This is a genomic window from Tateyamaria sp. (assembly GCF_059783535.1).
Genome location: NZ_JBYNDP010000070.1, coordinates 1 through 21583, shown reverse-complemented (window position 1 = coordinate 21583; position 21583 = coordinate 1). Strand labels below are relative to the sequence as shown.

Annotated in this window: 20 protein-coding genes and 1 tRNA gene; 14 read left to right on the top strand and 7 right to left on the bottom strand. The window is 59.3% G+C overall.

Annotated features, from left to right (window positions below; translation table 11 throughout):
• Positions 1-3046: vitamin B12-dependent ribonucleotide reductase (locus AC6RA8_RS13885; RefSeq protein ID WP_500353332.1), on the bottom strand; the 3046-nt coding region annotated here is incomplete at its 3' end.
• A 592-nt stretch (positions 3047-3638) separates the two neighbouring features.
• On the opposite strand from AC6RA8_RS13885, the gene AC6RA8_RS13880 reads away from it, so the two are divergent.
• On the top strand, positions 3639-4025 hold the full coding sequence (locus AC6RA8_RS13880) for a hypothetical protein (protein WP_500353331.1): 387 nt from the start codon (positions 3639-3641) through the stop codon (positions 4023-4025).
• A gap of 6 nt (positions 4026-4031) precedes the next feature.
• On the opposite strand, the gene AC6RA8_RS13875 is transcribed toward AC6RA8_RS13880, so the two are convergent.
• The 4 genes from AC6RA8_RS13875 to pdxH form a co-directional block, all read right to left on the bottom strand.
• Positions 4032-4108, bottom strand: a tRNA-Pro gene (locus AC6RA8_RS13875).
• A gap of 55 nt (positions 4109-4163) precedes the next feature.
• Positions 4164-4637, bottom strand: a complete 474-nt coding sequence (locus tag AC6RA8_RS13870) for a DUF192 domain-containing protein (RefSeq protein ID WP_500353330.1) — start codon at positions 4635-4637, stop codon at positions 4164-4166.
• A 2-nt stretch (positions 4638-4639) separates the two neighbouring features.
• Positions 4640-5176: a cold-shock protein gene (locus AC6RA8_RS13865; protein WP_500353329.1), complete on the bottom strand. Its 537-nt coding sequence runs from the start codon at positions 5174-5176 to the stop codon at positions 4640-4642.
• 120 nt (positions 5177-5296) lie between these two features.
• Positions 5297-5995 (bottom strand): pyridoxamine 5'-phosphate oxidase, encoded by a 699-nt coding sequence (gene pdxH / locus AC6RA8_RS13860; RefSeq protein ID WP_500353328.1) that lies wholly within the window; start codon positions 5993-5995, stop codon positions 5297-5299.
• A gap of 53 nt (positions 5996-6048) precedes the next feature.
• Here pdxH and fabI point away from each other — a divergent pair, with 53 nt between their 5' ends.
• From fabI to AC6RA8_RS13825, 7 genes are all read left to right on the top strand, one after another.
• Entirely contained in the window at positions 6049-6855 is an 807-nt protein-coding gene (gene fabI, locus AC6RA8_RS13855) for an enoyl-ACP reductase FabI (protein WP_500353333.1), read from the top strand.
• A gap of 3 nt (positions 6856-6858) precedes the next feature.
• Positions 6859-7467 (top strand): LysE family translocator, encoded by a 609-nt coding sequence (locus AC6RA8_RS13850; protein WP_500353327.1) that lies wholly within the window; start codon positions 6859-6861, stop codon positions 7465-7467.
• Positions 7468-7470: 3 nt separating this feature from the next.
• Positions 7471-7974, top strand: coding sequence for a xanthine phosphoribosyltransferase (gene gpt, locus AC6RA8_RS13845; RefSeq protein WP_500353326.1), 504 nt, complete (start codon positions 7471-7473; stop codon positions 7972-7974).
• Positions 7975-8040: 66 nt separating this feature from the next.
• Positions 8041-9216, top strand: a complete 1176-nt coding sequence (locus tag AC6RA8_RS13840; protein ID WP_500353325.1) for an aminotransferase — start codon at positions 8041-8043, stop codon at positions 9214-9216.
• 77 nt (positions 9217-9293) lie between these two features.
• Complete coding sequence (locus tag AC6RA8_RS13835) at positions 9294-11141, top strand: peptidylprolyl isomerase (protein ID WP_500353324.1); 1848 nt, start codon at positions 9294-9296, stop codon at positions 11139-11141.
• The gene (trpE, locus tag AC6RA8_RS13830; protein ID WP_500353323.1) at positions 11141-12649 is read left to right on the top strand and encodes an anthranilate synthase component I; all 1509 of its coding nucleotides are present in this window, start codon (positions 11141-11143) and stop codon (positions 12647-12649) included. The genes AC6RA8_RS13835 and trpE overlap by 1 nt, the downstream gene beginning before the upstream one ends.
• A 33-nt stretch (positions 12650-12682) precedes the next feature.
• On the top strand, positions 12683-13720 hold the full coding sequence (locus AC6RA8_RS13825) for a succinylglutamate desuccinylase/aspartoacylase family protein (protein WP_500353322.1): 1038 nt from the start codon (positions 12683-12685) through the stop codon (positions 13718-13720).
• A gap of 3 nt (positions 13721-13723) precedes the next feature.
• On the opposite strand, the gene AC6RA8_RS13820 is transcribed toward AC6RA8_RS13825, so the two are convergent.
• The gene (locus AC6RA8_RS13820) at positions 13724-15196 is read right to left on the bottom strand and encodes a divergent polysaccharide deacetylase family protein (protein WP_500353321.1); all 1473 of its coding nucleotides are present in this window, start codon (positions 15194-15196) and stop codon (positions 13724-13726) included.
• 168 nt (positions 15197-15364) lie between these two features.
• On the opposite strand from AC6RA8_RS13820, the gene AC6RA8_RS13815 reads away from it, so the two are divergent.
• From AC6RA8_RS13815 to lexA, 6 genes are all read left to right on the top strand, one after another.
• Positions 15365-15946 (top strand): anthranilate synthase component II, encoded by a 582-nt coding sequence (locus AC6RA8_RS13815; protein WP_500353320.1) that lies wholly within the window; start codon positions 15365-15367, stop codon positions 15944-15946.
• On the top strand, positions 15943-16959 hold the full coding sequence (trpD, locus tag AC6RA8_RS13810) for an anthranilate phosphoribosyltransferase (protein ID WP_500353319.1): 1017 nt from the start codon (positions 15943-15945) through the stop codon (positions 16957-16959). The genes AC6RA8_RS13815 and trpD overlap by 4 nt, the downstream gene beginning before the upstream one ends.
• Before the next feature lie 82 nt (positions 16960-17041).
• On the top strand, positions 17042-17857 hold the full coding sequence (gene trpC, locus AC6RA8_RS13805) for an indole-3-glycerol phosphate synthase TrpC (protein ID WP_500353318.1): 816 nt from the start codon (positions 17042-17044) through the stop codon (positions 17855-17857).
• Positions 17857-18330, top strand: coding sequence for a cyclic pyranopterin monophosphate synthase MoaC (moaC, locus tag AC6RA8_RS13800; RefSeq protein WP_500353317.1), 474 nt, complete (start codon positions 17857-17859; stop codon positions 18328-18330). The genes trpC and moaC overlap by 1 nt, the downstream gene beginning before the upstream one ends.
• Entirely contained in the window at positions 18327-19502 is a 1176-nt protein-coding gene (locus AC6RA8_RS13795; protein WP_500353316.1) for a molybdopterin molybdotransferase MoeA, read from the top strand. The genes moaC and AC6RA8_RS13795 overlap by 4 nt, the downstream gene beginning before the upstream one ends.
• Positions 19503-19568: 66 nt before the next feature.
• Positions 19569-20267: a transcriptional repressor LexA gene (gene lexA, locus AC6RA8_RS13790; protein ID WP_500353315.1), complete on the top strand. Its 699-nt coding sequence runs from the start codon at positions 19569-19571 to the stop codon at positions 20265-20267.
• A gap of 81 nt (positions 20268-20348) precedes the next feature.
• Here the strand turns inward: lexA and AC6RA8_RS13785 are convergent.
• On the bottom strand, positions 20349-21583 hold a 1235-nt coding region (locus AC6RA8_RS13785; RefSeq protein WP_500353314.1), incomplete at its 5' end, for a ComEC/Rec2 family competence protein.

Sequence of the window (21583 nt, the reverse complement as noted above, 5' to 3'; positions counted from 1 at the left end):
CTGCGATGGCAAAGTTGTTCATCATTGCCCGGAAGCCAGCGCCTTCCTTGTGCATGTCGATGAAGATCTCGCCCAGATTGCCGTCTTCATACTCACCGGTCCGCAGGTAGACCTTGTGGCCCCCGACGATGGCTTTCTGAGTGTAGCCCTTGCGGCGCTGAGGCATCTTCTCGCGATGAGATTTCACAATCTCCTTCACGACGATCTTCTCAACAATCTTCTCGGCCAGCACAGCAGCTTTCTCTGCGGGTGCACCGCTTTCGAGCACCTCTTGAGCGTCCTCGTCATCCTCGACCAGCGCCGCGGCCAGAGGTTGCGACAGTTTCGAGCCATCACGATAGAGCGCGTTGGCCTTTACCCCCAGCGACCACGACAACTCGTAGGCGCGTTGGCAGTCCTCGATGGTGGCATCATTGGGCATGTTGATCGTTTTCGAGATCGCGCCCGAAATGAACGACTGGGCCGCGGCCATCATAGTGATGTGGCTGTCCACGCTCAGGAACCGCTTACCCTTCTTGCCGCACGGGTTGGCGCAGTCGAAGATGTGGTAGTGCTCTTCCTTGAGGTGTGGCGCCCCTTCCAGCGTCATCGTCCCGCAGACATGGTCGTTTGCAGCGTCGATATCGGCCTTGGAGAAGCCCAGCGATTTCAGCAGGTCAAACGTAGGGTCGTTCAGCTTTTCAGCCGGAATGCCCAGCACGCCGGTGCAGAACTCTTCGCCCAGCGTCCACTGGTTGAAGACGAAGCGGATGTCGAAGGCGCTTTCCAGCGCCGCGTCCACTTTGGCCAGCTCATTCGCACCAAAGCCGTGACCGGTCAGCGTTGTGTGGTTGATCGCCGGTGCGTTGCCGATAGAGCCATGGCCCACTGCGTAGCTGACGATTTCCTCGATCTGAGCGGAGCCATATCCGAGGTTTTCCAGCGCTGCAGGCACCGAACGGTTGATGATTTTGAAGTAACCACCACCGGCCAGCTTCTTGAACTTCACAAGGGCAAAGTCAGGCTCAATCCCGGTTGTATCGCAGTCCATGACCAGACCAATGGTGCCGGTCGGTGCAATCACGGTGGATTGCGCGTTGCGATACCCGTTCTTCTCACCCAACTTCAGCGCCTCGTCCCATGCGCCCATGGCAACGTCGATCAGACGCGGATCGGGGCAGTTGGCGTGGTCCAGAGCAACCGGCTTCACCGCCAGCTTTTCGTAGCCTTCGGTCGCACCATAGGCGGCATTGCGGTGGTTGCGCATTACCCGCAGCATGTGGTTGGCGTTCTTCTTGTAACCGGGGAACGGCCCCAACTCGCCCGCCATCTCAGCCGAAGTGGCGTAGGATACGCCGGTCATGATCGCGGTCAGCGCGCCGCAGAGCGCCCGGCCCTCGTCACTGTCGTAACCGTGGCCCATGTTCATCAGCAGACCGCCAATGTTGGCGTAGCCCAGACCCAGCGTCCGGAAGTCATAGGAGCGTTGTGCAATTTCCTTCGACGGGAACTGCGCCATCATAACCGAGATTTCCAGCGTCACGGTCCACAGACGCGACGCGTGCATGTAGTCTTCGACCTGGAACTTGCCGTCTTTCAGGAAGGTCAGCAGGTTCATCGACGCGAGGTTACAGGCCGTGTCGTCGAGGAACATGTACTCGGAGCAGGGGTTCGATCCGCGGATCGCACCGTCTTCGGGGCATGTGTGCCAGTCGTTAACGGTGTCGTGGTATTGGATGCCGGGATCGGCACAGGCCCAAGCGGCGTGACCCACTTGCTCCCAAAGCTCACGCGCTTTGACGGTTTTGGTGACCGAGCCATCCACGCGACTGATCAGTTCCCAATCGGCGTCCTTTTCGACCGCAGTCAGGAACGCGTTGGTCACACGGATCGAGTTGTTCGAGTTCTGGCCAGAGACCGAGCTATATGCTTCCGAATCCCAGTCAGTGTCGTAGGTCGGGAATTCGATGCTGGTGTGACCCTGTTTGGCGTAATCCAACACGCGCTTGATATATGTCTCGGGGATCGCAACCTTTTTGGCTGCTTTTACTGCTCCCTTCAACGCATTATTTTTCTTGGGATCATAGGCGTCTGCTTCGGCGCCATCCCATGTGCCGAAGGCTTCAAAGATGCCGTTCAGCTTTTCCTCGTGCATCTTGGAGCCCGCGACGATGGACGCCACTTTTTGCTCTTCGATCACCTTCCAGTTGATGAAGTCTTGAATATCAGGGTGGTCCGCATCGACGATCACCATCTTGGCTGCACGTCGCGTGGTACCACCCGACTTGATCGCGCCTGCCGCACGGTCGCCGATCTTGAGGAAGCCCATCAAACCGGACGACTTGCCGCCACCGGACAGGCTCTCGCCCTCGCCCCGCAGGCTCGAGAAGTTGGTGCCGGTCCCCGACCCATATTTGAATAGGCGCGCCTCGCGGACCCACAGGTCCATAATGCCGCCGTCATTCACCAGATCGTCTTCAACGGACTGGATGAAGCAGGCATGCGGCTGCGGATGTTCATAGGAGGATTTGGATTTGGTCAGCTTGCCGGTCTTGTAGTCGACATAATGGTGTCCTTGCGCCGGACCATCAATCCCGTACGCCCAGTGCAAACCGGTGTTGAACCATTGTGGCGAGTTCGGTGCTGCACGTTGGGTCGCCAGCATATGGCGCATCTCGTCGTAGTACGCGCGCGCATCTTCTTCGGTCGAGAAGTAGCCGCCCTTCCAACCCCAATATGCCCACGCCCCGGCCAAACGGTCGAAGACCTGCTTGGACGATGTTTCGCCGCCCATTTCGGCGCCATCGGCCGCTTCGGACCGCCACAAGAACTCGGGTACGTCCTTTTCTTCGACCTTCTGAAGCTTGGAGGGCACGCCCGCTTTGCGGAAGTATTTTTGCGCGATGACGTCGCTGGCCACTTGGCTCCACGCACTGGGCACCTCAACCTCGTCCAGACGAAACACCACTGTCCCATCGGGATTGCGGATCTCGGACGCGGTTGTCACGAAATCAAGAGCCGCATACGCGTCCTGACCGGCTTTGGTGAACTGTCTTTCAATCTTCATCGCGCTGCCTCATTCCCAGCTGGTGTTCGGAAAGGTGAACCTGACGTTGCAGGTCCCCATTGTTGATGTCGGTACAAAGTCACTGAACCACCCTGCAGGCCCGGCTAGGTGCCTGCGAAGTCTCGTGGTATGGCGGCATCCCCTGTCCCTCGTGCCCGGCGCTTCACCCATAGTGTTGACCACTAAATGTTGTGATGAACCACCCGGCCCACACAAACTGGCGTATAGGCAGGGTTCACGTCAACGATATTTTAAAAGTTTTTTGACATCTTTTTCCTTGACCGATGGGGTCAACTTTGTCGGGCGGCGTTACCTGCGATTCACTTCGTTAACACGTGCGTGTTTCGGCAAAATTTCGTCCACGGCATCCATCCAAAAAACTCAAACCAATCTCACCACTTAATCCAAGCTGTGGATGCTTCACGTGAAGTTATCCACAGTTAACGCCCGCCTCGGCAGAAAGGTTTTGCCGCGCTGCGGAAAATATGATCAGGTCTTCATATCCCTGAACAGAGGCCCCCAGATGCGACCCCTCATAGTCTGTTTCGCGGTCGCCCTAGGCGCCTGCGCACCACAATATGTAGAAACCGTAGTGACGGACGAACAAGATTTGCCAGTGCGCCGCGCAACATTTGCCGCGAATCCCGGTCCACTAGATGATGCGTTCCGCTCCTCATGCGATGCGCCGGGGGATGAGTTGCGTGTTGTATCCCGCTCTGTTGTTCAATGCCGCATTCTACCGCCGCCAGACGTCGCAGCGTTTCTTGTGCTGCAATATGATGGCGCGCTCGAAGCACCGACGCTGGTGGTTCAAAAGGAGACGGACAAAGACAACGGCGATTTCGTTGTTGAATTGTCTTACTTTGCAGAGGTTGTGCAAAAGTCAGGCAACCCGAGGCGCATCTACATCAAACAGCGCGCGCTGGATCAATTGATGGATCAGTTGCTGATCGCAACAGGCGGTATTGCTTCAAACTAGATGAAATGGTCGGAGCGAGAGGATTCGAACCTCCGACCCCCTGTACCCAAAACAGGTGCGCTACCAGGCTGCGCCACGCTCCGACCGTGGCGCTGTCTTAGACGGGGCAAACGCAATTGAAAAGCCCAAAGCGTGCAATCAACAGGGCCAAACAGCGATATCTTGATCAAAGCTGGGGTGCCGCATCTGCGCGCCTTCCTGAATCCCCATCATGCGCGCAAGGCCCCCGTTGATTTCGAGGACGTGAGTAAGGCCGTCCCCACCGGGAATCGGCGTCTCATCCAACGGGATAGCATCGTGATGGATCTTGGTTACGGTCCCTGTTGGATCCAGGAACAGCATATCAAGCGAAATGAGCGTATTTCGCATCCAGAACGACAAGGGTTGCGGCCGGGGATATATGAACAGCATCCCCTCGCTTATTGGCATGGAAGGTCTGTTCATCAGTCCGATGGCGCGTGCGCGATTAGTATCGGCAATCTCAACGTTAAAGCGCGCCGAACCAAAATCGCCTCGGAGCCAAACAGTCGCATCATTGCACTTTGCTGCAACAACTTGCGCACATAGACAGAAAATCAGCGCCACAAATGCCCGGTGGAACGAGCGGCGCATGATCAATCGCCCTTCTTGGTGAGCGCCGCTTCCCACGCCAAAACTTCGGCCGCCATGTGACCGCGCTTTCCATCAATCACGCGCAACGCAAGTGCCTCACCAGGCTGAAGGTCTGACAACCCGGAGCGGCGCAATACTTCGACGTGCAGAAACACATCATCCGAGCTGCCAAACACATTGGCAAATCCAAACCCCTTGCCCTTGTCGAACCACTTGACGCGACCCGGTTGCAACGGCGCGTCTGTCACGTCGTGCTGGTCCATCTCTGCAAGGTCGGTAAGGGAAGACGAATCCGTATGTTCGGGTGGTTTGATCGATATGACTTCGACAGCCTGAACGCCACGCTCCGTATGTTGGATACGCACATTTACTTCGGCGCCATCCGCAACCGAAGACTGACCATAATTTCGCAACACATTTACATGCAGCAGGATGTCCGGGCCACCGGAATCGGCGACAATAAATCCGAACCCCTTAACAGGATCGAACCACTTCACGGTCCCCGTAACCACATCCGTATCTTCAGTGTGTTCTGACACGACTTGTCTTTCTATGAGTGCATTATGCCGCACACCAAGACTTGCGCCATTTTCACCTCATAATTCAAGCAGGAAATACCGTTTAAAATTCATATGTTTACATTTCACGCTACGTGAAATTCACGGGCTGAGCCGGGTCACTTGCCATACAGCACCCGGTTTTTCACGCCTCCAGCAGAAGCGATCATGCAATCGAAACGCGCCGTCAGCCCAAAACTCAATCTCCACGGGTGTGATCCTGTAGCCGCCCCAAAACGGTGGGCGAGAGGGATTGGTACCGTGCTGCGCCGTGACCTTGGCGACCGTTGTCATCAGTGCAGTACGGCTGTCCAGTGGAGCACTTTGGTCTGACGCCCACGCACCAAGGCGCGATTTAAGTGAACGGGATGCATAGTAAGCGTCGGCCTTCGCCCCCTCTTCTTTCTCTATAACGCCACGCACCCGCACTTGCCGCCGTAACGACTTCCAATGCATCACAAAGGCGGCCTTGCCCGTCTGGTCCAGTTCTGCAGCCTTAGCGCTGGTATAGTTCGTATAAAAGACAAAGGCGTCATCCTCGATGTCCTTCAACAAGACCATACGGACATTGGGCAGGCCATCGGCGTCCACCGTGCTGAGTGCGATGGCATTCGGATCGTTCAGTTCCGCTTCTTCCGCCTCGGCCATCCAGGCACGCACGATGTCAAAGGGGTTATCGCCCGCAAATTTCCCAGCCCGATCGACCATCTCTATCTCCTGTCGTGTTTTGAAACAGCTAGCCTTGCGCGCAACCAGGTTCAACTGCCGCACCTTCTCTTGATGCGTCTTGGGCAATGGCATAAAGCTGGCCGCCAGACACAAAGCCGATAACGAGGGACGGGATGGGCAGCGACATGGCGGGCAATCTGATGACGGGCAAGCGAGGTCTGATCATGGGTCTCGCCAATGACAAATCCATCGCATGGGGTATTGCACGTACTCTTAGCGACGCCGGGGCCGAACTTGCATTTTCCTATCAAGGGGATGCGCTCAAGAAACGCGTCGATCCGCTGGCCGCTCAACTTGGCAGTGACATCGTACTTCCCTGCGACGTGGGCGACGAGGCATCAATTGATGCTCTGTTTGGCTCACTGAAAGAACGTTGGGGCAAACTGGACTTCATCGTCCATGCCATCGGCTTCTCAGACAAGAATGAGTTGCGCGGCCGCTACGTTGATACAAGCCGCGGCAATTTCACGCTCACCATGGATATCTCGGTCTACTCATTCACCGCAGTTATGCAGCGGGCCGAAAAGATGATGACGGATGGGGGCAGCGCCCTGACCCTCACCTACTACGGTGCAGAACAGGTCATGCCGCACTACAATGTCATGGGTGTCGCCAAGGCCGCGCTTGAGGCATCGGTCAAATACCTGGCCGAAGATCTGGGCAAGGACAACATCCGCGTCAATGCGATCAGTGCTGGCCCCATCAAGACCCTTGCGGCGTCGGGCATCGGTGATTTCCGCTACATCATGAAGTGGAACGAGTACAACTCGCCGCTGCGGCGCAACGTGACCATCGATGACGTTGGCAAATCTGCGCTGTTCCTACTGAGCGATCTGGGATCCGGGACGACCGGTGAAAACCTTCACGTTGATGCGGGGTACCATGTGGTCGGCATGAAGGCCGTCGACGCGCCCGATATCGAAAAAGGGTAAAAGATGAGCCTGACACTGGCAGAGCTTATTGCTTTCAATACCGTCCTGCTGGCTGCGTTGCTTTCACCCGGTGCAGCCATGTTGTTTATCACTAAAGCGACTGTAACAGGCGGTCGCGCCGCCGGGATTGCGACCGGCATTGGTCTTGGCACTGCCGCCGCGATGTGGACGCTCGCGGCACTGCTGGGGCTTGAAGCCGTCTTCACACTCTTTCCCTGGACGTACACCGCTCTCAAGATCGGTGGGGCGCTGTACCTGATCTGGATTGCGATCCAAACGTGGCGACATGCACGTGATCAGCTGGGCGATGCTCCGAAACCACGTGGACAGGCAGTCTTGTCCGGGATGCTGCTGAATTTCGGCAACCCGAAGTCGATGCTGTTTGCGGCGGCGGTCATTGTTGTTGTCTTTCCCCAAGGGCTCGCGGCGTCAGACATTATGGTCATCGTGTTGAATCACTGGCTGCTTGAACTGGCGTTCTACACGCTTCTCGCCCTTGCGCTGAGCACGCCGCATATCAGACGCGGTTATGTCAGCCTCAAACCTGTTTTCGACCGCATCGCGGCTACACTGCTCGGCGCGCTTGGCGTGCGCCTGATCCTGGAGAAGTAAACAATGGCAGACCGCCTCCCCCATGAAAAAGGGTTCCACATCAGCTGGGATCAAATCCACCGCGACAGCCGGGCGCTGGCGTGGCGCCTTGATGGGCAAGGACCGGATGATGGCGCATGGCGGGCAGTTGTGGCGATCACCCGGGGCGGTATGGCACCGGCCATGATCGTCAGCCGCGAGTTGGACATACGGACCGTCGACACGATCAGCGTCAAATCCTACCACCACCAAAGCCAAGGCGAAGTTGAAGTGCTCAAAGCACCTGACGCCGAACTGATGGGCGACGGCACAGGTATTCTGGTCATCGACGATCTGGTCGACTCTGGCCGCACCCTCGAAGTGGTACGGGAACTGTATCCCAAAGCGCATTTTGCCACCGTCTATGCCAAGCCCAAGGGCGAACCGATGGTCGATACGTTCATCACTGGCGTCAGCCAGGATACCTGGATCTTTTTCCCCTGGGATATGGCCCTGCAATATGTCGAGCCCTACCGCGGCACCGACTGAGAACGCAATCACCTTGCCTGCCAAGCGACTGCCGGAGACTCCGGCGCTTTCAAAACGAGCAATCAAATGACTACGACGCGCACCTCTTCCACATTCGCCCCTCCGGTGATGGAGGCGCGGCGCTGGATCGAGGGCGTCACCTTCCCCGAAGACCGTCCGCTGATCAATGTCAGCCAGGCAGCGCCGGTTGATCCTCCGCCGGACGCACTGCGCCAAGCCATGGCCGATGCGGCGCTCACCAAGGATGACGCGCACCTTTACGGTCCGGTTTTGGGTATGCCAGCGTTGCGTGCTGGATTGTCGGAGCAGATCAATCGCCATTACGCAGCGAACACGATCGCAGCCAATGTCGCCATCACATCCGGCTGCAATCAGGCCTTTGCCGCAGCAATCGCAATGCTGTGCGAAGAAGGGGATGAAGTTATCCTTCCAACCCCATGGTATTTTAATCATAAAATGTGGCTGGATATGACCGGGGTCACGTCCGTACCGCTGCCCGTTGGCGAAGGTATGTTGCCGGATGTCGCGGCCGCCGAAGCCCTGATCACCAACCGGACGCGCGCCATTGCATTGGTCACGCCGAACAATCCGGCGGGCGTTGAGTACCCGGATGACCTCGTGCTCGCCTTCTTCGAACTGGCAAAAGCGGGCGGAATTACCATGATTGTTGACGAAACCTATCGCGACTTTGACAGCCGAAAAGGCGCACCCCACGCCCTATTTCAGCAGGATGGATGGGAAGATACGTTCATCCATCTCTATTCCTTTTCCAAGACATACCGCCTGACCGGCCACAGGGTCGGCGCATTGGTCACATCACCAGCGCGACTGGCGGAAGCTGAAAAGTTCCTCGACACCGTTGCGATCTGCCCGGGGCAGATCGGGCAGTACGCAGCACTTTGGGGGCTGGAAAACCTAGGCGATTGGGTCGCGGGGGAACGCGACGAAATCCTCGCGCGGCGCAAGGCCATTGCCGATGGATTTCCCGTGCTGGCAGACAAAGGCTGGGAGCTTATGGGGTTGGGAGCCTACTTCGCCTACATGAAACACCCGTTCGATATGTCGTCAGCCGACCTCGCCCCGAAACTGGTGAGTAACGCGGGTATCCTGTGTCTACCCGGCACCATGTTCTGGCCCGAAGATGCTGTCGAAGGACGCCAACAATTGCGCATTGCCTTTGCTAACCTGGACGCCAGCGGAATTAGTGACCTCTACACAAGACTGTCAGCGCTGAGCCTTTGAATCCAACGCGCTCTTGCCCGTCTCAGGCAGTGCCGCTAGACATCCTCAACCGCAACGACACCCGTTAGAAGGCGCACATGGCCAAGAGCAACACATCCATCTCGAAAATCGCCGTTTGGATCCTTCTGGGCCTCTTGTTTGTGGGCCTCAGCCTCGGCTTTGGCCTTGATGGTCTGGGAGGCACAATCCGCACCGTCGGCAAGGTCGGCGACAAGCATATCGACGTGCAAACCTACGCCAACACGCTGCAACGCGAGATGCAGGCGGTTGGCCAGCAAACAGGCACGCCCCTGACCTTTGCCCGTGCCCAAGCCATTGGTCTGGACCAGGCCGTTCTAGCCCGTCTGGTCCGCGCCCGCGCGCTGGACCATGAAGCGGGCGAAATGGGTCTGAGCGTTGGTGACGAAACAATCCGGGACGAAATCCTGAACATTCCGGCGTTCCGCGGCCTTGACGGTACGTTTGACCGCGATGCCTACCGTTTCACGCTGGACAACCAAGGCACCAGCGAATCCGAGTTCGAAAACCAACTGCGCGAGGAAGTATCCCGCTCGATCCTGCAAGGTGCCATCGTTTCGGGTGTCAGCATGCCCGAAACATACGCCCGCACGCTGGTCTCCTTTCTTGGCGAAACGCGTGACTTCACATGGGTGCGTCTGGGTCAGGCTGATCTTGAAACGGCACTGCCCACACCCTCGGACGAGGTTTTGCGTGCTTATTACGAAGACAACCTCGACGACTATGAACTGCCCGAAACCAAGCGCATCACCTATGCCGCGCTGCTGCCCGACATGATCCTGGACTCAATGGAAGTTGAGGAAAGCACCTTGCGCGCCGAGTACGATGCGCGAGCAGATCAATACAACCGTCCCGAACGGCGCCTCGTTGAGCGTCTGGTCTATCTCGATGCGGATGCGGCTGAACGCGCGGCAGCGCAGCTTGAGGTGGATGGCACAACATTCGAAGCACTGGTGACAGAACGCGGCTTGGAACTGGCCGATGTCGACATGGGTGACGTGAACCGTCTTGAATTGGACGCAGCGGGCGAAGCTGTTTTCAACGCCGAGGTTGGAGATGTCGTTGGTCCCCTTCCGTCATCGCTTGGCCCGGCGCTGTTCCGCGTGAACGGCGTCCTGCCTGCCCAAATCATCAGCTTTGAGGATGCCGAACCACAGCTGCGGCAGGAACTGGCCTTGGACGCCGCACGGAGGCAAGTCGCAGTTCTGGCCGAGGAATTCGACAACCTGTTGGCGGGCGGCGCAACGCTCGAGGAATTGGATGCCGAAACCGACATGCAGCTTGGCACCATCGACTGGTTCCCGGTCATGGGCGACGGAATTGCAGCCTATGATGGCTTCCGCGATGCCGCTGTGGAACTGACCCAAGATGACTTCCCGGAAATCGTCCAGCTGGACGATGGCGGTATCGTCGCGATGCGGATGGACGACCTGCTGCCGCCGCGGCCTGCCCCGTTTGAAGAAGCGAAGCTGAATGTTCAGGGCAACTGGGAAGCGGAGCAAACAGAAAACAGGCTGACCGAAAAGGCCGAAGCCCTGCTGCCCGCGCTGGAAGCAGGCGAAAGCTTTGCCAGCCAATCACTGGACTCCATCATTGAAACCGATTTGGACCGCAACGCGTTCGTACAGGGCACGCCGCCCACATTCATGCCGGCTGTATTCGAGATGGAACCCGGTGATGTTCGCATCATCTCGGGCTATGGCGCGGTGCTGGTTGTCCGGCTTGATGCGATCAACGAAACGGCTGACACACCGGAAGTACAGGCCGAAACCGAAGCGCTCAGCGCCGAGATGGGTCAGCTTCTTGCCGGTGAAATCTTCAATATCTTCGGCGAAGATGTTGTGCTGCGCGCAGGGACACAGATCAACCAGCAAGCCCTGGACGCTGTGCACGTGAACTTCCCCTGATGGCACTCGTTCCCGATTTCGACAGCTTTGCCGCAGCCTATGCGGAAGGCCAAAACCAAGTGGTTTACACAAGGCTTGCGGCAGACCTGGACACGCCTGTGTCTCTGATGCTCAAGTTAACGGGTGCCCAGAAAGATGCGTTTGTACTTGAGTCCGTCACCGGCGGCGAGGTGCGTGGGCGATACTCAATCATCGGGATGAAACCGGACCTGATCTGGCGCTGCGATGGCGAAGCGTCCTCGATCAACCGCATGGCACGTTACGACGCCGACGCGTTTGAACCGCTAGACGGCAATCCCCTTGATGCGCTGCGAGCCCTGATCGAAGAAAGCCGCATTGCCCTGCCCGACGATCTGCCACAAGCCGCCGCCGGTCTGTTTGGCTATCTTGGCTACGACATGATCCGACTGGTTGAACGCCTGCCGGACGTAAACCCCGACCCGCTTGGCCTGCCCGATGCCCTAATGCTGCGCCCGTCCGTCGTGGCTGTTCTTGACGGCGTGAAGGGTGAGGTCACGGTCGTCTCGCCTGCATGGGTCAGCGATGGGCAGTCGGCGCGCGCCGCATATGCACAGGCCGCCGAACGGGTGATGGACGCGGTCCGCGATCTTGAACGCGCAATGCCGGTCGAAACCCGTGATCTGGGGGATGCAAGCCCGCAAGCCGAACCGGTGTCGAACTTTACCAAGGATGCCTACAAAGCCGCCGTCGAAAAGGCACGCGACTACATCAAGGCGGGCGACATCTTTCAGGTCGTGCCGGCACAACGCTGGACGCAGGAGTTCCGGGAGCCACCCTTTGCGCTCTACCGGTCGCTGAGGCGGACTAACCCGTCGCCCTTCATGTTCTACTTCAACTTCGGCGGCTTTCAGGTCGTCGGTGCAAGCCCCGAAATCCTGGTCCGTGTGTTCGGAAACGAGGTCACGATCCGCCCGATTGCAGGCACCCGTCCCCGCGGGGACACGCCAGAAAAAGACAAAGAACTGGAAGCCGATCTGCTGGCCGACAAGAAAGAGCTAGCAGAGCATCTAATGCTGCTGGATTTGGGTCGCAATGACGTTGGTCGCGTGGCCAACATTGGCACCGTGCGCCCCACCGAGGAATTCATCGTCGAACGCTACAGCCACGTGATGCACATCGTTTCGAACGTCGTGGGCGAACTGGCCGAGGGCAAGGACGCGCTGGACGCATTCTTTGCCGGGATGCCCGCAGGCACCGTATCTGGCGCACCCAAGGTAAGAGCGATGGAAATCATCGACGAGTTGGAGCCGGAAAAACGAGGCGTATATGGCGGCGGCGTCGGCTATTTCAGCGCGTGTGGCGACATGGATATGTGCATCGCCCTGCGCACGGCTGTTGTTCAGGACCAGAAGCTCTACATCCAGGCTGGTGGCGGCGTTGTCTATGACAGCGATCCTGAGGCCGAGTTCATGGAAACGGTGCACAAGTCCGGTGCCATCAGACGGGCGGCAGCGGACGCCGCGCGCTTTGGCGGCGGCAACCAGTGACACGCAGGCAAACGCGGTAGTGGGCCATAGTTGATGCCACGTGGAGCGTTCCAACTGGGTAACATCACAGTTGCCGCCGGTAGCCGCGCATCCGTGGCCCTGCCCGTGTCAGACATGCCGGACCACACACCGGTGTCCCTTCGTGTCGAGGTTTTGCACGGCAAGCCTCCAGGTCCCACCATGTTCGTCAGTGCTGCCGTTCACGGGGACGAAGTGATCGGCGTGGAAATTGCCCGTCGGCTGCTCCGCACACCACAGCTCGACAAACTGCGTGGGACGCTGCTGGTTGTTCCGGTCGTCAACGCCTTCGGCTTTCTCGCGCGATCCCGCTATCTGCCAGACCGCCGCGACCTGAATCGCTGCTTTCCCGGCAGTGCGAGCGGGTCCCTTGGGTCGCGTCTGGCACATATCTTTCTGAATGATGTGGTTCTGCGCTGCGATTTCGGTATCGACCTGCATTCAGCAGCCGTTCATCGCACCAATCTGCCACAAATTCGCATCACGCCTGGCGACCCGATCACCGCGAAAATGGCACGCAGCTTTGGTGCACCTGTCATTCTCACATCGTCGCTGCGTGAGGGATCATTGCGTGGCGAAGCGGCAGAGCGCGAGACACCCGTTTTGCTTTATGAAGCAGGTGAAGGTTTGCGGTTTGACGAGTTTTCTGTGCGCGCAGGTGTTGCGGGCATCCTCCGCGTCATGCGGGACCAGGACATGTTGGCCGCAAAGGGTATCGCCCATCCACGGACCCCATCTTTGACCTGCAACGGCTCTACTTGGCTGCGCGCGCCCTCAGGCGGCCTGCTGCGCACCTTTCGGGCCGAGGGCGACGTTGTCGAGGAAAACGAGGTTTTGGCGGCCATTTCCGACCCGGCAGGGTCAACGGAAACCGAACTGATCGCCCCGTCGTCCGGAATACTCATCGGGCGCGCCGTTCTGCCCGTGGTAAACGAGGGGGACGCCGTATTTCATCTGGCCGAGATCAGTCCAACAGCAGACGAAGACACGGTTGAGGCGATGACGGCCCAATTGGAAGCCGACCCGCTCTTTGACGAGGATGAGATTATCTGAGCGCTACTGCGGCTGTTCGGCGAGCAATTGGAGAACGGAAGACACCGGTGCAAGCGCCACGCGCTCTGCCCTGTCCTGCAACCCCCACAACAGCAGGGCTGAGATTGTGTCAGGCCGCACCCGTCCCACCATGATCACACCGCCTTCTTGCCCCGCGCGGAACGCCGCCTGATCCAAGAACCGACGGATGACCGTGGGCGTCTGACCCGCGCTGTCGAAGTCGCGGAACACCAGGCCGGTCGGCACACCGTCGCGCGCCGCCAGCTTCTGGGCAGTGTTCAGCCCCTTGGATTGCAGGATCAGTCCGTGACCGGATGCCAAAACGGCCGCAGCCACTTGATCGGATGTGTCGCGTGTCTCTTGCACGCCGGTCCCGGTCCCTTCCATCACCGCAACAGCTTCCGGCACGGCATCTATGGCCGCCGAAAGCGTCACCTCGGTGTCAGAGGCCGTGGCACCCGCTGGCAAGTCCAGAAGTGTTGCAACCTCGAACCCTTGCCCACGATACTCGGCTGCCCGTTCTGCCGCATCAGGCAGCGACGCATTCACCGCGAATGTCAGCGGATAGGGAAAACTCCGCAACGCTGCAAGGCCAACGCTGCCGCCGGTCAGATCTGCGCCCTCATCAATCAAGACAATTGACATCAATGGCTTGTCTTCAGGGTTCTCGAAAGGCGCTGCATAGATCTGGATCGGAGGGCCATCCGCCGCCGTATCGTTTGTCACATTGTCCGTTTCAGCAGGTGGTTCGTCCGCACTCGGAGCGCGGTCAACGAGAGACGTGGCTGGGCGCCCAATCGTGGGCCCTCCGGCATCGGTCGCTGGATCCAGCGCCGAGGGAAGCGCGGCGGACCGTTCGGGCGGTGTTTCCGGATCAACCGGTGTATCGACCCGCTCAGGAACGTCCGGAGCCGGGGCAGCGTCTGGCGCATCGGGCGCCGCCGCTTCGGCAGTCGGTGTGTCTGTGCCTTCGGGGGTTGCCGGTGCATCTTCGGCAAAGGCGGTTGGCGCATCCGGAACCTGTGGCGCAGGCGGTTGCGCGGGGTCTGTCGAAATGGACAACTCCGTCTCACTCACAGGCGCTTGTGGCGCTTCGCCCTGTGGGCTGGGCTGCACCGGCGCATCCGTGTCGATCGCGACAGTTGCGCCTTCACCAACCTCGGCCGGATCAGCCAGACCTTCCGCCTGCCCGGTCTGTGGCACGGATGGCGTATCGGCACCCGCCGCTTCTGCTGCAGTCAGGTCATCGGCTTCCGGACTGTCGATTTGTGGCGCGTCATCATCCATGACCAGATCGGCATCGCCCCGCATCTGCGGCGTCTCGCCCGTGCCTTCCTGAGGGGCATCAACACCTTGAGGTGCGCGCACGACGGCATCTGGCGCTGTCGGGCTGTCGCTGGCAATCGACAGGGCCGCCGCGCCCGCAATGCTCACCACGCCACCCCAGAAAATGCCGCTCAGAAAACCCCGTGCCATATCTGACCTCTTTGCCTGTCCCGCTATGGCCCCGCTTTGCGATGTGCCACAGCCTGCTCTTCGTGCCTGTTCGAAGGCCGCCCGCCTCTTGACGCTGGCGGGCAAGCCTGAACATGTATGGCGCGACTATACCGGCCAACGTCCGCCCTTGGAACATCGAATACGCCCATGCTTCTGCTGATCGACAACTACGACAGTTTTACCTACAACCTCGTCCATTATTTGGGATCGTTGGGCGCGGATGTGCACGTCTACCGCAACGACGCCCTGAATGTTCAAGAAGCGATGGCACTCAAGCCCGAGGGCATCCTTCTGTCGCCCGGCCCCGCGACGCCGGATCAGGCAGGTATTTGCCTTGCACTCACCGCCGCCGCCGCCGAAACACGCACCCCTCTTATGGGCGTATGCCTTGGTCATCAGACCATCGGGCAAGCCTTTGGTGGTAAAGTCGTGCGCGCGAACGAGATCGTGCACGGCAAGATGGGCACAATGCACCATGACAATCACTCGGTGTTCAAAGGGCTGCCAAGCCCGTTCGAAGCGACCCGTTACCATTCGCTGATCGTCGACCGGGACAGCCTGCCGGATAAGCTGGAAATCACCGGCGCGCTCGAAGACGGCACGATCATGGGCCTCGCCCACAAGGAATTGCCGATCCACGGCGTGCAATTCCATCCGGAATCGATCCGCTCGGAATACGGGCACGCTATGCTCCAGAATTTCCTCGACCTCATGCCGGTGGCCGCATGAGTGACGCACTGAAACCGCTCATTGATGCGGCGGCAAACGGTCCACTGACACGCGATCAGGCCGAAACAGCTTTCCAAATCCTCTTTGATGGCGAAGCAACGCCCAGTCAGATCGGCGGCTTCCTCATGGCCTTGCGGACACGCGGCGAAACCGTTGATGAGTATGCCGCGGCTGCAGCCGTCATGCGCGCCAAGTGCAATGCGGTTAACGCGCCTGCTGGCGCCATGGACATCGTGGGCACAGGTGGGGACGGCAAGGGCACCTTGAACATCTCGACGGCCACTGCATTCGTCGTTGCTGGCACAGGCGTAACGGTCGCCAAACACGGCAATCGGAACCTCAGTTCCAAGTCCGGAGCGGCTGACGCCCTGACCCAGATGGGTATCAACGTGATGGTCGGTCCTGACGTGGTCGAAAAGGCTATCAAGGGTGCCGGTATCGGCTTCATGATGGCGCCAATGCATCATCCGGCCATTGCCCACGTGATGCCGACACGCGCCGAACTCGGCACACGGACAATTTTCAATATCCTCGGACCGCTCACAAATCCCGCGGGCGTCAAACGGCAACTGACTGGCGCATTCTCACGCGATCTGATCCGTCCCATGGCCGAAACACTTGGCCAACTCGGGTCCGAAGCCGCATGGCTCGTCCATGGCTCGGACGGCACGGACGAGTTGACGATCACAGGCGTGTCCTGGGTCTCTGCCCTGTCCGATGGCACAGTCACCGATTTTGAAGTGCACCCGGAAGAAGCAGGGCTGCCAACCCATCCGTTCGAGGCCATCGTAGGCGGCACACCAGAAGAGAATGCCAAATCGTTCTCGGCCCTGTTGGACGGCGCACCCGGTGCCTATCGCGACGCTGTCCTCCTGAACTCCGCAGCAGCGCTCAAGGTTGCTAGCACCGTTACAGACCTCAAGGAAGGTGTCGCACGGGCCGCCGAAAGCATCGACAGCGGTGCCGCGCGCGACAAAATCCAGAAGGTCGCAAAGATCACGCAAGCGGGTTGAAGCTCTTTCATCTTGCCAGATAAACTCCGGGGAGCACGAGGGGCTGGCCCCTCGGTCCCTCCGCCAGAAAAAAGCGCAACAGATGACAGATACGATCCTCGACAAAATAAAAGCCTACAAGCTTGAGGAAGTGGCGGCCGACAAGGCGTCCAAATCACTTGAAGCCGTGGAAGCGGAAGCGCGCGAGGCATCGCCTGTTCGCCCATTTGCACATGCATTGCAGGTTGCGAACCGGGAAGCCTACGGCCTGATTGCCGAGATCAAGAAAGCCAGCCCATCCAAAGGGTTGATCAGGGCGGATTTCGATCCGGCGGCGCTCGCCAAAGCCTACGAAGATGGCGGCGCCACATGCCTGTCGGTCCTGACGGACACCCCAAGTTTTCAGGGCGCCAAAGAGTTCCTGACACAAGCCCGCGACGCCTGCGCCCTGCCCGCTCTCCGTAAGGATTTTATGTATGACACCTACCAAGTGGCCGAGGCGCGCGCACTTGGGGCCGATTGCATCCTCATCATCATGGCGTCCGTCAGCGATTCACAGGCCCACGAACTGGAAGAAGCGGCGTTTGAGTGGGGCATGGATGTGCTGCTGGAAGTGCACGACGCGGAAGAGCTTGAACGCGCTGCGGCTCTGAAAAGCCCCCTCATGGGCATCAACAACCGCAACCTCAAGACATTCGAGGTGACGCTCGACACCACCCGCACCCTGTCGAAGCAGGTGCCAGCAGATCGGACCATCGTGGCCGAAAGTGGGCTCAATACACCGGCCGACCTCGCTGATCTTGCCATGTACGGCGCCCGCACCTTCCTGATCGGCGAAAGCCTGATGCGGCAGGACGACGTCGCCGCAGCCACGCGGACCTTGCTTGCCAACCCGCTCACTGCCGGAGGGGGCATGTAATGGCACTGACGCATTTCGATGATCAAGGCGCGGCGCACATGGTCGATGTCTCGGACAAGGATGTCACCGACCGCATCGCCGTAGCCGAGACATGGGTGAAGATGCAGCCGGAAACCTTTGATATCATTACCGAAGGTCGAGCGAAGAAGGGTGATGTCATCGGCGTTGCCCGCCTTGCCGGGATCATGGGAGCCAAGCGCACCGCTGACCTGATCCCCCTGTGCCACCCTCTGCCCATCACCAAAGTGTCTGTCGATCTGACCCCTGACGCGGACCTGCCGGGGCTGCGCATCACGGCAACCGTCAAGACAACGGGCCAAACGGGGGTCGAGATGGAAGCGCTGACCGCCGCCTCCACTGCCGCCCTTACCGTCTACGATATGGCCAAGGCCGTCGACAAAGGCATGGAGATTGGCGGCTTGCGGGTCGTTCTGAAAGATGGCGGGAAGTCCGGGCGTTACGAGGCGCCATGATCACCGTCAGCCAAGCGCTTGAAAACCTGTTCGACCTTGCGGATAAAATGCCAGTCGAACATTTGCCGCTTCTTGAAGCGGATGGTCGGGTTTTGGCTGAACCCGTCGCCTCGCAGCGCACCCAGCCGCCCTTTGCTGCATCTTCAATGGACGGCTACGCGCTCAAAGCAGTTGAGGCAGATTTGCACGCACAGTTCAAAGTGGTTGGTGAAGCTGCTGCCGGACATGGATGGACTGGGACAGTTGGCGCGGGTCAAGCCGTGCGTATCTTTACCGGCGCGCCAGTCCCCGAGGGTGCCGACAAGGTTGTCATCCAGGAAGATGTCACTCGCAGTGGCGATCTGATCACAATCACGGACGATCCCGGCCCAAAGGACAACATCCGCCCTGCTGGTATCGATTTTGCCGAAGGTGACACGCTCGACGCCCCCCGCATCCTCGCCCCAGCTGACATTGCCCTTCTGGCGTCGATGAATGTGCCACAGGTTCCTGTGCGACGCGCACCGGTCGTGGCGCTGATCGCAACAGGGGACGAGTTGGTCATGCCGGGCGAAGACCCGGGCCCGGATCAGATTATCGCATCGAACACGTTTGGCTTGGCCGCAACGCTTCGGCGGCTTGGGGCTGTGCCCCGCCTCTTGCCCATTGCGCGTGATAGCGCTGCATCCCTGACAACTGTGTTCAGCCTGGCTCAAGGCGCCGATCTGATCGTCACAATCGGTGGTGCATCGGTCGGCGATCATGACCTTGTTGGCCATGTTGCGGGCGAGTTGGGTATGGAGCGCAGTTTCTACAAAGTCGCGATGCGCCCGGGCAAACCACTGATGGCAGGACGGTTGCACGGCACGCCTATGATTGGCCTTCCGGGAAATCCCGTGTCCGCAATGGTGTGCGGCACAGTTTTTCTGACCCCGATGATCCGTGCAATGCAAGGATTGGGTCAAGCCCCCGCCCCTCGCCGCCAAATGCCGCTTGCGGCGCCGCTGACCGCAAATGGCCCACGCGAGCATTACATGCGCGGGCGGGTCCGAAATGGCGCGGTCGAGGATGCAGGTCTGCAGGACAGTTCATTGTTAAGTGTGCTGGCCAATGCAAATGCCCTGATCGTGCGGCCCCCCAATGACCCGCCCCGTGACGCTGGTGATCTGGTGGATGTGGTCGATTTGACCTGACCTGTTGACACAAAAGGGGAACGTCCATAGAACAAACCCAAACAAAATGAGCTTGGAGGACGAACAGTGTTGACGAAAAAGCAGCTGGATCTGCTCGAATTCATTCACAAACGGGTGCAGCGCGACGGGGTTCCCCCCAGCTTTGACGAGATGAAAGAGGCGCTGGATTTGCGCTCGAAATCAGGCATCCACCGACTGATTACAGCGCTTGAGGAGCGTGGCTTTATCCGCCGGCTCGCGCACCGCGCCCGTGCCATCGAAGTCGTGCGTCTGCCCGAAAGTCTGGGTGGCGCCCCAAGTGGCTTCCAGCCGCGCGTCATTGATGGCGACAAACCTGACGCGCCTCCCCCGGCGGCTGCCCACCCCGTTGAGACCGCAGACGCGATAACCTTGCCTGTCATGGGCCGGATCGCCGCCGGGGTTCCAATCTCTGCAATCTCCGAGGTCTCGCATTCTGTGGCTGTGCCCGGACAGATGCTGTCGGGACAAGGCGATCACTATGCGCTCGAGGTCAAGGGCGACTCGATGATCGATGCAGGCATCAATGATGGTGACGTCGTGGTCATCCGCGAAACATCCTCAGCCGATAACGGCGACATTGTCGTGGCGCTTGTCGAAGACCACGAGGCAACGCTGAAGCGCTATATGCGCAAGGGTGATACGATTGCGCTTGAAGCAGCAAATCCAGCCTACGAGACACGCGTTTTCCCCGTGGGACAGGTGAAGGTGCAAGGGCGGCTCGTCGGTTTGATCCGCACCTATTGAACCTGGGCGCACGACACGTGCGCCTTACCCATTGCGATCATCGTAAGGAATATATGTTACAAGGCGGACCAGTGGTCCGCCTTACTTGTTTTCGGCAACGGCCCAATTGTTGTCGATAAGCCTTGTCAGTTCGGGTGGTGGCGTTTTCGTCCAGCCCGACCACATGCGATCCCCGGCAACGTCACGCGCTGTTCTGATGCGTAGGCCGTTCGCGGTTTCCACAAAGGCAATTGCGCCCGTGCGCCGTAAAATGGGTGGGGACAGCACAAGGCACGGAAGGTTTGCAGCATCGGCCAGCTTCGTGTTGCTGACAACAATGTCCCCTTTCGCACAGCCCAAAAATCCCTCAGCCGCGCGTTTGCCGCTCAGGTGGACAATCCGGGGGCCGCTCCCCTCTGTCCAGCGCGCTGCCGCATCCGCCTGATCAATCCCTTCGCCATCGTTTTCCAACCAGTTGCGCGCGACAAAGCCTGCGCTCTTGGCTTTGCTCAAAGCGCGCCCTTCCTCGGTCATCAGGCCCACGATGCCGCCCGTATCGGCCACAAGCACCTGAGGGCGCTCTCCCGTTTGCCACAGCGCAAAAGCCACAGCGACGCCAGCCAACCCTGCAATGCGTACACGCCCCTGCCACAGGATCACAAAGAGCATGCCCAAGGCCATCAGGGGCAACACGGCAGGAACCGGTCCGGCGACATAACCTTGTGCGCCCTCCAACCCGGATACGGTATCGGCAACCCACAGGATCCAGCGCAACCCCAGCCCCATCAACCACAAACCGATGCCGTCAAGGCCGACGGGTCCCAGCACAAGTGCCAACACCGCGGACGGTATCACGAGTGCACCCATCAACGGCACACTTGCGAGGTTCGCGATCAGCCCGTAATGCGCCATCGTGTTGAAATGCGCGGCACCAATCGGTGCGGTCGCAAGCCCTGCAACGGCCGAGGAGATCACAACCCCCAATACAGGCTGCAGCCATTTTGGGCCCAACGACCAGTCAAGATCGCGGATCCAGCCAAAGACGGCGACAAGTGCGGTGGTGGCGGCAAATGACATCTGGAAGCCGGGGCCCATCAATGCCTCCGGCCGCAATGTCAGAACAATAAGGGCCGCCATGGCCACGGCCCGCAGGCTAAGGGCTCGCCGGTTGACCAGAACGGCACAAAGGGCAACCGCCACCATGACAAAAGCACGCTCGGTCGCGACATTCCCCCCCGACAACGCAAGATAGACCGAAGCAGCGATCAACGCTCCCACGGCAGCCATTTTGCGCGCCGGCCAGTACAGTGCAATGCGGGGGATCAGGGCAAAGAGCA